The sequence below is a fragment of the Microbacterium sp. IO18 genome, from assembly GCF_049099505.1.
Taxonomy (GTDB): domain Bacteria; phylum Actinomycetota; class Actinomycetes; order Actinomycetales; family Microbacteriaceae; genus Microbacterium; species Microbacterium aurugineum.
In genome coordinates this window covers 410,612-421,422 of record NZ_JBMJAF010000002.1, presented here as the reverse complement: position 1 = coordinate 421,422, position 10,811 = coordinate 410,612, and the positions used below count along the sequence as shown (strand labels likewise).

The 10,811-nt window shown below is 68.9% G+C and carries 11 protein-coding genes; 8 read left to right on the top strand and 3 right to left on the bottom strand.

What is annotated here, in order from left to right:
* Positions 1–23: 23 nt before the first annotated feature.
* Both ACLF6J_RS13675 and ACLF6J_RS13670 read right to left on the bottom strand, forming a co-directional pair.
* The gene (locus ACLF6J_RS13675) at positions 24–1,598 is read right to left on the bottom strand and encodes an AMP-binding protein (protein ID WP_134352084.1); all 1,575 of its coding nucleotides are present in this window, start codon (positions 1,596–1,598) and stop codon (positions 24–26) included.
* An 88-nt stretch (positions 1,599–1,686) separates the two neighbouring features.
* Positions 1,687–2,907: a PAS domain-containing protein gene (locus tag ACLF6J_RS13670; RefSeq protein ID WP_047524095.1), complete on the bottom strand. Its 1,221-nt coding sequence runs from the start codon at positions 2,905–2,907 to the stop codon at positions 1,687–1,689.
* 163 nt (positions 2,908–3,070) lie between these two features.
* Between ACLF6J_RS13670 and ACLF6J_RS13665 the strand changes: the two genes are divergently transcribed.
* From ACLF6J_RS13665 to ACLF6J_RS13630, 8 genes are read left to right on the top strand one after another with little or no spacing between them, the layout of a single operon-like run.
* Positions 3,071–4,090: a Bug family tripartite tricarboxylate transporter substrate binding protein gene (locus tag ACLF6J_RS13665; RefSeq protein WP_134352083.1), complete on the top strand. Its 1,020-nt coding sequence runs from the start codon at positions 3,071–3,073 to the stop codon at positions 4,088–4,090.
* Position 4,091: 1 nt separating this feature from the next.
* The gene (locus ACLF6J_RS13660; protein ID WP_134352082.1) at positions 4,092–4,583 is read left to right on the top strand and encodes a tripartite tricarboxylate transporter TctB family protein; all 492 of its coding nucleotides are present in this window, start codon (positions 4,092–4,094) and stop codon (positions 4,581–4,583) included.
* Positions 4,583–6,130 (top strand): tripartite tricarboxylate transporter permease, encoded by a 1,548-nt coding sequence (locus ACLF6J_RS13655; protein ID WP_047524848.1) that lies wholly within the window; start codon positions 4,583–4,585, stop codon positions 6,128–6,130. Before ACLF6J_RS13660 ends, ACLF6J_RS13655 begins: the two co-directional genes overlap by 1 nt.
* A 37-nt stretch (positions 6,131–6,167) precedes the next feature.
* Complete coding sequence (locus ACLF6J_RS13650; RefSeq protein WP_047524847.1) at positions 6,168–6,965, top strand: sulfite exporter TauE/SafE family protein; 798 nt, start codon at positions 6,168–6,170, stop codon at positions 6,963–6,965.
* A 29-nt stretch (positions 6,966–6,994) separates the two neighbouring features.
* Positions 6,995–7,462 (top strand): FAS1-like dehydratase domain-containing protein, encoded by a 468-nt coding sequence (locus ACLF6J_RS13645; protein WP_047524846.1) that lies wholly within the window; start codon positions 6,995–6,997, stop codon positions 7,460–7,462.
* Positions 7,462–7,860, top strand: coding sequence for a MaoC/PaaZ C-terminal domain-containing protein (locus ACLF6J_RS13640; protein ID WP_134352081.1), 399 nt, complete (start codon positions 7,462–7,464; stop codon positions 7,858–7,860). Before ACLF6J_RS13645 ends, ACLF6J_RS13640 begins: the two co-directional genes overlap by 1 nt.
* Before the next feature lie 13 nt (positions 7,861–7,873).
* Positions 7,874–9,007 (top strand): UDP-N-acetylmuramate dehydrogenase, encoded by a 1,134-nt coding sequence (locus tag ACLF6J_RS13635; RefSeq protein WP_134352080.1) that lies wholly within the window; start codon positions 7,874–7,876, stop codon positions 9,005–9,007.
* Between the two features lie 30 nt (positions 9,008–9,037).
* Entirely contained in the window at positions 9,038–9,439 is a 402-nt protein-coding gene (locus ACLF6J_RS13630; protein WP_134352079.1) for a VOC family protein, read from the top strand.
* Positions 9,440–9,541: 102 nt separating this feature from the next.
* On the opposite strand, the gene ACLF6J_RS13625 is transcribed toward ACLF6J_RS13630, so the two are convergent.
* A complete protein-coding gene (locus ACLF6J_RS13625; protein WP_134352078.1) occupies positions 9,542–10,741 on the bottom strand; it encodes a pyridoxal phosphate-dependent aminotransferase in 1,200 nt (399 codons plus the stop codon).
* Positions 10,742–10,811: the final 70 nt, after the last annotated feature.

Here is a 10,811-nt window from a genome sequence, read left to right as displayed (position 1 = left end):
CTTGGGGGCCCCCCCCCACGGCGTCAGCGTGCACGCAGATCCTTGCGGAGGATCTTTCCGGAGCTCGACTTCGGGATCACCTCGATGAACTCGACCTGTCGCACCTTCTCGTGCGGCGCGACGTGGGCGGCGACATGCGCCATCACGGCCTCCGCATCGAGGTCGGCGTCCGGCTGTCGAACCACGAAGGCCTTCGGGACCTCCTGGCCGTCGGCGTCGAGCGCGCCGATGACGGCAGCATCGGCGATGGTGGGATGCTCGAGCAGCACCGCCTCGAGGACGGCCGGTGCGACCTGGTAGCCCTTGTACTTGATGAGTTCCTTGAGCCGGTCGACGATGCGGTAGATGCCGTCCTGGGTGACGGTCGCGACGTCTCCGGTGTGCAGCCAGCCCTCGGCGTCGAGCATCTCGGCCGTGGCGTCGGGGCGGTTGAGGTAGCCGACCATCACCTGCGGTCCGCGCACCCACAGCTCACCCGGCTCGCTGGCACCCTCGGCCGGTACGGCCACGTCCTCGCCGGAGTCCGGATCGACCAGGCGTGCTTCGGTGTTGGGCACGAGCGGGCCGATGGCGGAACGATCGATGTCGTCACGGGTCTCGGAGATGAGGTTCACCGCCGGACTCGTCTCGGTCATGCCGTAGCCCTGCGTGACGGTGCAGCCGAGCCGGTTCGCCACCGCCGAGGCCAGGGCCCCGTCGAGCGGGGCGGCTCCGGAGAAGATCACCTTCACGGCGGAGAGGTCGTACTGGTCGACGATCGGATGCTTCGCCAGCGCGACCGCGATCGGGGGAGCGACGAACACCCAGGTCGTCCGGTGTTCCGCGATGATGCGGAGGAACTCCGGCAGGTCGAACCTGGGCATCGTGACGAGGACCGCGCGCTGCCGTAGCGCGAAGTTGAGCAGCACCGTCATCCCGTAGATGTGGAAGAAGGGGAGCACGGCCAGCACGCGATCGCTCGCCTCGACGCCCAGGACCGGACGGCACTGCGACACGTTGGCGACGAGGTTCCGGTGGGTGAGCATGACACCCTTCGGGCGACCGGTCGTGCCGGAGGAGTACGGCAGCACGGCCAGGTGCGTCGCCGGGTCGAACGACACGTCCGGCGCCGGGTGGCCTTCGCCCAGCAGCGCCGGAAGCGACGGGTGCCCCTCGGCGCCGTCGAGCACGATGAGGTGGTCGGCTGCGAAGCCGAGCTTCTCCGCGGCAGCAGAGGCACCGGGCAGCAGCGGAGACACCGTTACGAGCCACGTCGCCCCGGCGTCGGTGAGCTGATTCGCGATCTCCTCTGCGGTGTAGAGGGAGTTGATCGTCGTCGCGGTCGCTCCGGCGCGCAGGATGCCGTGGAACACCGTGGCGAACGCGGGGACGTTGGGGCAGAGGACTCCGATCGTGGTCCCGACACCGACTCCGCGAGCGGCGAGGGCACCGGCGAAGAGGTCGATCTGGCCTACGAGCTGTCGGTAGGTGGTGGTCGCCCCGCTCACTCCGTCGACGAGAGCGATCGTGTCGAGCTCCTCCTCGCCGAGACCTCCGAAGAGGAATTCGTGGATGGAGACCTCGGGGATCTCCACATCGGGGTAGGTGCTGCGAACCATGAGATCTCCTTCGATCCTGGGTGTGCTGACGGCGTCGTCGAGTGCGATCCAGTGTCGCATACAACGGCACTGCGTCCCAGGGGAAGATTCAGATCGTCCCGTTCATGCGGTAGCGCGTGCCGGGGCGGCCCTTGGTCGCGTAGTCGAGTGCGCGGACCGCGCGTCCGGAGCTCGCGAGATGCTCGAGGTAGCGTCGTGCGCTCACCCGCGAGATGTCGAGATCCGCGCCGATCTCGGTGGCGGATGCGTCGGGACGCGCAGCGAGGGCGGCGGACACCCGGTCGAGCGTCTCGGCGCTGAGCCCCTTGGGGATGCCGAAGCGCTGACGGAAGGCGATGATCGCATCGGCCGCCTCGACTCTGCGCACGACATCGTGGAGCTCGGTGTGGTCGCGCAGCAGCAGCGTCGCCCCGATCCCGCCGTCCTCGCCCTCGCTGCCGGTGCTGCGGGCGACCAGCACGTGGGAGCCGACGATCACCGGCCGTCCGGCGGACTCGCCCTCGCGCAGCACCGTGGTCAGCTCTTCGCCGAGCACATCGGCAGCGGGGGAGCCGTCGAGTTCGGCGGCATCGCGGTCGAGGAACCGCGCCGCTGCGTCGTTGACGAGCGTGATCCGGCCCTCGTCGTCGACGGTGATCACGCCCTCGCTGAGGCCGTGCAGCGTCGTCTCCTGATTCTTCACGAGTGCGGCGATCTGGTGGGGTTCGAGACGGTAGATGCGCCGTCGGATGACCGAGGTGACCCACGCGGATCCGAAGACCCCGAGAACCGCCGCGGCGAGCATGGCGGAGATCAGCCAGGCGAGGTTGGACGTGAACTCCTCATTCAGCTCGGATTCGAGGATGCCGACGGACGCCGTGCCGATCACCTCGTCATGGTCGTCGCGGATGGGCACCTTGACTCGCCAGGACGTGCCCAGCGTTCCGGTCTGCGTGCCGACGTACACCTCGCCGGAGAGGGGGATGGAGGGGTCGGTGGAGACGGTCTCTCCGATGCGGTCCGGATTCGGGTGGGAGTAGCGGATGCCCTCCTCGTTGGCGACCACCACGTAGGCGAGATCGGACGCCTCGCGGATGACCTCGGCGATGGGCTGGATCGCCGTCGACGGCTCGATGTCGTCGAACGCGGCGAGGACGGCGGGGAGGGCGGCGATCGACTGGGCGACGGCCTGCATCCGGTCCTTGTAGGCCTCGCGGAGCGCCTGCTCCTGGAACGCCCCGGCGACGATGCCGGTGGCGAGGGTCACCAGGAACACGATCAGCGCCTGCAGCACGAGCAGCTGCATGCGGAGCGTCATCTTCGAGGCCACCTGACCATTGTCGCCCCAGACGGCGGACCGTGCGAGCGGGGGACGGCACTGTCCCCGACCAATAGTTTCGAAACTCCGACCAATGGTTTCCGAAGCTTGAGCGAGGGCTCTCCGGCTCGCAAGGTGGACGCACAGCACCACGAACGCTCAAGGAGGAGCGCACATGAAGCACGCACGCATCGGAGTCCTGGCCGCCATCGCGGTGGCCGCACTCACCCTCACGTCCTGCGCCGGAGGCAGCGCACCGACGGACGACGGCGGCGGTGGGGACGCCGAGGCCGCTGCGGTCACCGACGTCTCGATCGTGGTCCCGGCCGATCCGGGCGGCGGATGGGACCAGACCGGTCGTGCGCTGTCCCAGGTGCTCACGGAGGACGACATCGTCAGCTCTGCACCCGTCACGAACGTCGGTGGAGCCGGCGGCACCGTGGGCCTGGCGCAGCTGGCCAACGAGAAGAACCCGAACACGCTCATGGTGATGGGCCTCGTGATGGTCGGGGCCGTCGAGACGAACGCCTCGGCCGTGCGCATCGAGGACACGACACCGATCGCCCGGCTCACGGATGAGCCCCTCGTCGTGGTGGTCCCCGCCGACTCGAAGTACGACACGCTCGAGGACCTGGTGGAGGACATCGTCGACAACGGCCAGTCGGTCACGATCACCGGCGGGTCGGCGGGCGGCGCCGACCACATCCTCGCCGGGCTCATGCTCGAAGAAGCGGGCCTCGACGAAGCGGAGATCGCGGAGAAGCTCAACTACACCCCCAACTCCGGTGGCGGTGAGGCGGTGCCGCTGCTGATCGGCGGCAAGGTGTCCGCGGGCATCTCGGGCGTGGGCGAGTTCGCCCAGCATGTCGAGAGCGGTGCGCTCAAGGCGCTCGCCGTATCCAGCGAGGAGCCGGTCGAACAGCTCCCCGACGTCCCGACCATCACCGAAGCGGGGTACGACGTCGTCCTCACCAACTGGCGTGGTGTGATCGCCCCCGGAGGCATCTCCGACGGCGCCAAGGACGAGCTCGTGCGCGTCATCACCGAGTTGCACGAATCGGCGGCGTGGACCGAACAGCTGGAGACGAAGGGCTGGACCGACGCCTTCCTGGTCGGGGACGAGTTCGACGAGTTCCTCACGGGCAACATCGAGGAGGTCACGGCGACGCTGAAGAACATCGGGCTGGTGCAGTGACATGAGGGTCGCCCTCGGCGAACTCGTGTTCGCCGGCATCATGGTCGCGCTCGGCGTCTTCGCCGTCGTCGGCATCTTCCTGATCCATGTCCCCGTCGGCATGAAGGCCGGCCCGACGGTGTTCCCGATCTTCGTGTCGGTCATCCTGCTCGCCTCTGCAGTCGCCGTGCTGATCGGCGTGCTGCGCGGTGAGCGCGGCGGTGCCGAGGAGGCGGAGGACGTCGACACCACACTGCCGACCGACTGGGTGACGCTCGCCAAGCTGGTGGGTCTGGTGGTCGCGCACCTCCTGCTGATCGAGCCGCTCGGATGGGCGCCGGCCGCCGCACTCCTGTTCGGCGGCGTCGCCTGGTCCCTCGCCGCGAAGCGCTGGTGGATGGCCTTCCTGATCGGGATCGTCGTCGCGGTCGTGATCCAGATCGCCTTCGGCGGTCTGCTCGGTCTCTCGCTCCCGTGGGGTCCTGCCCTCGGCTGGCTCGGAAGGATGTTCTGATGGACAGCTGGACGCTGCTCCTCGAAGGCTTCGCGACGGCGCTGCAACCCGAATACCTCGCCTTCGCTTTCCTCGGCGTCTTCGTCGGTACCGCGGTCGGCGTGCTGCCGGGGATCGGCCCCGCCATGACGGTCGCCCTGCTGCTTCCCCTGACGTACACACTGGACCCCGCGGCGGCGCTGATCACCTTCGCGGGCATCTACTACGGCGGCATGTACGGCGGCTCGACGACGAGCATCCTGCTCAACACCCCGGGGGAGTCGGCGTCGATCGTCACCGCGATCGAAGGCAACAGGATGGCCAGAATGGGGCGGGGCGCAGCCGCACTCGCCACGGCGGCCATCGGCTCGTTCATCGCCGGCACGCTCGCCACGTTGGGGTTGACCCTGCTGGCGCCGCTGCTCGCACAGTTCGCGGTGAACCTCGGACCGGCCGACTACGTCGCCCTCATCGTCATCGCGTTCGTCACGGTGGGTGCGCTGATCGGCAGCTCGATCTCCCGGGGGATGCTCTCGCTCGGCGTCGGGCTGTTCCTCGGACTCGTCGGCACCGACTGGCTCTCGGGGCAGCAGCGCTACACGCTGGGGATCCCGGCGCTGTCCGACGGCGTCGACATCGTGCTGGTCGCGGTCGGACTGTTCGCCGTGGGGGAGACGTTCTACATCGCCGCGCGGCTGCGTCACGGCGGCGTCGACGTCATCCCCGTCACCCGGGGCTGGCGTTCATGGATGACGAAGGCGGACTGGCGCCGGTCGTGGAAGCCGTGGCTGCGAGGAACGGCGATCGGCTTCCCGATCGGCACGATCCCCGCCGGCGGTGCGGACGTCGCCACGTTCCTCTCGTACGCGACCGAACGCAAGCTGTCGAAGCACCGCGAGGAGTTCGGACGAGGTGCCATCGAGGGCGTCGCCGGTCCGGAGTCCGCGAACAACGCGGCTGCCGCCGGTGTGCTCGTGCCTCTGCTCACACTCGGGCTGCCGACGACCGCGACCGCGGCGATCATCCTCACGGCGTTCCAGTCGTACGGCATCCAACCGGGACCCCTGCTGTTCGAGAACCAGTCGAACCTGGTGTGGGCACTGATCGCGAGCCTCTACATCGGCAACGTCATCCTGATCGTGCTCAACCTGCCGCTCGTGGGCATGTGGGTGAAGCTGCTGCAGATCCCGCGGCCGTACCTGTACGCGGGGATCCTGCTGTTCGCCGTCTTCGGGGCGTACGCGCTGCACAGCTCCCCGACCGACATCCTGATCCTGCTCATCGTCGGCATCCTCGGGTACTTCATGCGCCGGTACGGATACCCGGTGGCGCCGCTGGTGGTCGGGATGATCCTGGGGCCGATGGCCGAGGAGCAGCTGCGCAAGGCGTTGCAGCTGAGCCAGGGAGACCTGAGCACGTTGGTGATGCAGCCGTTCGCAGCCATCGCCTACGGGGTGCTCGCTCTGCTGATCATCGGTGGGCTGTGGTTGCGTCGGCGGCAGCGTCGCTACGAGCAGGCGCTCACCGAGTCGATCGCCGTGCCGATCAAGGCGGACTCGGAGGTCTGAGTTCGGGACGAGAGGAGTCCGGGAGTAGGCTGATCCGGTGAGTGACGTACAGGCCAGGGCACGAGGGCCTCGCGCCTACATCACGTTCATCGGGATCGGCCTTCTCGCCGGTCTCCTCTCCGGCCTCTTCGGCGTCGGCGGCGGCACGGTCATCGTCCCGCTACTGGTTCTCCTGCTCCACTTCGACCAGCGTCTCGCGGCCGGAACCTCGCTCGCGGCGATCGTCCCGACGGCCAGCGTCGGCGTCATCTCGTACGCCACGACCGGATCCGTCGCCTGGATCCCCGCCATCATCCTGGCGGCCGGGGCCGTGCTCGGCGCGCAGATCGGTACGCGCCTGCTGCCGCGCATCTCGCAGACAGCCCTGCGCTGGGGTTTCGTCGGCTTCCTCCTCGTCGTGATCGTCAGTCTCTTCCTCGTCATCCCCTCGCGTGACGCCGCGTTCGAGCTCACCTGGCTGACCGGAATCGCCCTGGTCGGCGTCGGCATCGGCACCGGCATCCTCGCCGGTCTGATCGGGGTGGGCGGTGGCGTGATCGTCGTCCCCGTGCTGATGCTGGCCTTCGGCACCAGCGACCTCGTCGCGAAGGGCACCTCGCTGCTCATGATGATCCCGACGGCGATCTCGGGCACGGTGGGGAATCTGCGCAACCGCAATGTCGACCTGCTCGCCGCGCTGCTCATCGGCGTCTCCGCGTGCACCACGACCGCGCTCGGGGCGTGGCTGGCGACGATCGTCGATCCGACCCTCGGCAACATGCTGTTCGCGGCATATCTCGTGGTGATCGCCGTGCAGATGGCGATCAAGGCGGTCAGAGGACGTAAGCGCGCCTGACCGAGAGGTGGCCTCGGTAGGATCGAGGGGTGGCAGTGAACCAAGAACTGGTCGGCCGGGAGTTCCCGCCGACGGCCCCGTACCTCGTCGGCCGTGAGAAGGTGCGCGAGTTCGCGCGTGCCGTCTTCGCCGACGCTCCGCAGCACACCGACGTCAAGGCGGCCCGCGCGGCGGGCTTCTCCGACGTGGTGGCGCCGCCGACCTTCGCGATGGTCATCCAGGACCTCACGCTCCAGCAGCTGCTGGGGCAGGAGGACTCGGGCATCGTGCTCGCGCGCACCATCCACGCGGAGCAGCGCTTCACGTACACGCGGCCCATCGTCGCGGGCGACGAGCTCACCGCACAGCTGCGCGTGACCGGCATCCGGATGATGGGGGGCAACGCGATGATCACGAGCGAGGCGGAGATCACCGACCCCGCGGGTGCCCACGTCGTGACCGCGACCAGCGTGCTGCTGGTCGGCGCGGACAGCACGGATGAAGGGGAGGCCGTCTGATGGGCTACACCGTCGGAGACGTGGTCGCCGAGCGCACCGTGCACCTCACCCGCGAATCGCTCGTGCGCTACGCGGGAGCATCCGGAGACTTCAACCCCATCCACTACCGCGACGATGTGGCGGCGTCCGTCGGGCTCCCGGGCGTCCTCGCCCACGGCATGCTCACGATGGGCATCGCGTCCTCGGTCGTCGTCGCGGCCCTCGACCCCGCGACGCAGATCCTCGACTACGGCGTGCGCTTCACCAAGCCGGTCGTCGTCGACCCGGTCGACGGTGCGGACGTGAAGGTCGTCGCGACCGTCGGTGCGGTCGACGAGCAGGTCGCACGCATCGACCTCAAGGTCACGTTCGGCGAGACCACCGTGCTCGTCAAGGCGCAGCTGCGCGTCGCCGTCTGATGAGGGCGGTCTGATGCGGGAGATCGAGCCGGTTCGTCTGGCGGAGCTGACGACGCTCTGCACGGGCGCAGCGCCGGAGCGGATGTTCGAGGCGACGACGACTGAGGGTCTCGTCGAGTCCCTTCGTGAGACGTGGGCGCGCGGCGACGAGTGGTTCGTCCTCGGCGGCGGCTCCAACCTGTTCGTCGGCGACGAGCCCTTCGAAGGCACCGTGATCCGAGTGCGTACGGAGGGCATCGAGGAGCTCCCCTCCCCGCACCCGGGTCGCATCCGTCTGCGCGCGCAGGCCGGACACGGCTGGGACGACCTGGTCGCCTACGCGGTGGCCCACGGCTACGCGGGACTCGAGGCGATGAGCGGAATCCCCGGCACCGTCGGCGCCGCCCCCGTGCAGAACATCGGTGCGTACGGGCAGGAGATCCAGGAGACGCTGGTCGAGGTCGAGCTGATCGACGAGTCGACCGGCGAGATCTCGACCGTTCCGGCGGCCGATCTGGGCCTCGGCTTCCGTACTTCGGTGCTCAAGCATCACCACGGAAGCGTGCCGCAGCGTCGTGCCGTGATCCTCACGGTGACCGTCGACCTGCTGATCGCCGGGGAGCGCGTGGTCCGCGGCGAGCAGTTGCGGCGTGCGCTCGGCCTCGTCGACGAGACGCCGGTCCCGCTCAACTGGGTCAGGGAGCGGATCCTCGCCACCCGTGCGTCGAAGGGGATGATCCTCGACGATGCGGATCCTGACACGCACGGCGTCGGATCCTTCTTCCAGAACGCCATCGTGACCGCGGCGGTGGCCAGGTCGCTGCCGTCCGAGTGCCCGCGCTGGCCGGTCGCCCCGGACCTCGATGCGGTGACCGTGATCCCTCTCGCCGCCTACGACGGGCAGGTTCCGCCGTCGAAGCCCGCGACCGTCTCCGACGTCAAGGTGAGCGCGGCCTGGCTGATCGAACAGGCCGGCATCCGCAAGGGGTTCAAGCTCCCGCGCTCACGCGCATCGGTGTCGACGAAGCACGCGCTCGCCCTGACCAACCGGGGTGGTGCGACCGCGGCAGAGGTCTCCGAGCTCGCACGGTTCATCCAGAGCAGGGTGCACGCCGAGTTCGGTCTCGTGCTGCAGCCGGAGCCCGTGCTGGTGGGCGTCGACCTGTAGGACCTCGACGGTCGCGGATACACTCGCGGCATGAGCGGACTGATCCCGTACCTGCTGTTCCCCGGCAACGCCGCAGAGGCGCTCCATCACTACCAGGGCGTGTTCGGGGGTGATCTGCAGCTGTTCGACTACGCCGCAGCCGGGCGTCATGACGGCCCGGGCGATGCGGTCGCGCACGGGCAGCTGAGCGGACTCGTCGAGCTCGCCGGCGCGGATGCCGGTGCCGACGACGACGCCGTCCAGATGGGCGGCATGTTCCTGTCCGTCCTCGGCACGGCCGACGCTCTGACCCTCACCGAGTGGTTCGACAAGCTCGCCGCCGACGGGCGAGTGCTCGACGCCTTGCAGAAGCGCCCCTGGGGTGACTACGACGGCACGCTCGTCGACCGCTACGGCATCCGCTGGCTGATCGGCTTCCATCCCGAGGACTGACCGCCGAGACCCCCGCCACACGTCGAGACCCCCTCGCAGCGCCGCGGCTGCGAGGGGGTCTCGACGGTCAGCGGGGGTCTCGGCCGACGGAGCGGGACCGCGTCAGGCGAACAGGCGCTGGAGGCGCTGCACGCCCTCGAGCAGCTGGTCGTCGCCGAGCGCATAGGACATGCGGATGTAGCCGGAGGGACCGAAGGCCTCGCCGGGCACGACCGCGACCTCGGCCTCGTCGAGGATGAGGTCGGCGAGCTCGAGCGAGGTGGTCGGCGTGACGCCGCGCCAGGTCCGACCGAGCAGGCCCTGCACGTCGGGGTAGACGTAGAACGCGCCGAGGGGGTTCGGGACGACGAGGCCGTCGATCTTCGACAGCTCCGACACGATGAGGCGACGGCGGCGGTCGAAGGCCTCGCGGAACTGCTCGGCCTCGGTCTGCGGACCGTTGAGCGCGGCGATGGCAGCCTTCTGCGCGACGTTGTTCACGTTGCTGGTGAGGTGCGACTGCAGGTTCCCGGCGATCTTGATGGCGTCGGTCGGGCCGACCATCCAGCCCACCCTCCACCCGGTCATGGCGTAGGTCTTCGCGACCCCGTTGACGAGGATCGTCTGACCGGCGACCTCGGGCACCGCCTCGACGATCGAGGTGGCCTTGACACCTTCATAGGTGAGGTTCTGGTAGATCTCGTCGCTGATGATCCAGATGCCGTGCTCGAGCGCCCACTGTCCGATGGCACGCGTCTCTTTCGCGGTGTACACCGATCCGGTCGGGTTCGACGGCGACACGAAGACGAGCACGGTGGTTCGTGCGGTGCGCCCGGCCTCGAGCTGCTCGACCGTGACCTTGTAGTCCTGGTCGGCGCCGGCGAAGACCTCGACCGGGGTGCCGTCGGCGAGACGGATGGCCTCGGGGTACGTGGTCCAGTACGGCGCGGGGAGCAGCACCTCGTCGCCGGGGTTCACGACGGCCTGGAACGCCTGGTAGACGGACTGCTTGCCACCGTTCGTCACGATGACCTGGCTGGGGGAGACCTCCAGGCCGGAATCGCGCAGGGTCTTCGCGGCGATCGCCTCACGCAGCGCAGGGAGGCCGGGAGCGGGCGTGTACCGGTAGCTCGCGGGGTCGGCGAGGGCCTCCGCGGCGGCGTCCACGATGAACTGCGGCGTCGCGAAATCGGGCTCGCCGGCGGCGTAGGAGATGACGTCCCTGCCCTCGGCCTTGAGGGCCTTGGCCTTGGCATCGACCTTGAGGGTCGCGGACTCGGCGATGGCGGACAGCTTGCGGGAGAGAGGAGCGCGTTCGGTCACGACTACGAGCGTACTCGGGTCGATGCGGCGCGCGAGGTGTGGGATGTCGCCAAGATCCGAGGTTCTTTCG

Bases quoted from the DNA above. Each gene is read 5' to 3' on its own strand.
- ACLF6J_RS13675 (WP_134352084.1), bottom strand. From the start codon at position 1,598: ATGGTTCGCAGCACCTACCCCGATGTGGAGATCCCCGAGGTCTCCATC.
- ACLF6J_RS13665 (WP_134352083.1), top strand. From the start codon at position 3,071: ATGAAGCACGCACGCATCGGAGTCCTGGCCGCCATCGCGGTGGCCGCA.
- ACLF6J_RS13660 (WP_134352082.1), top strand. From the start codon at position 4,092: ATGAGGGTCGCCCTCGGCGAACTCGTGTTCGCCGGCATCATGGTCGCG.
- ACLF6J_RS13655 (WP_047524848.1), top strand. From the start codon at position 4,583: ATGGACAGCTGGACGCTGCTCCTCGAAGGCTTCGCGACGGCGCTGCAA.
- ACLF6J_RS13640 (WP_134352081.1), top strand. From the start codon at position 7,462: ATGGGCTACACCGTCGGAGACGTGGTCGCCGAGCGCACCGTGCACCTC.
- ACLF6J_RS13635 (WP_134352080.1), top strand. From the start codon at position 7,874: ATGCGGGAGATCGAGCCGGTTCGTCTGGCGGAGCTGACGACGCTCTGC.
- ACLF6J_RS13630 (WP_134352079.1), top strand. From the start codon at position 9,038: ATGAGCGGACTGATCCCGTACCTGCTGTTCCCCGGCAACGCCGCAGAG.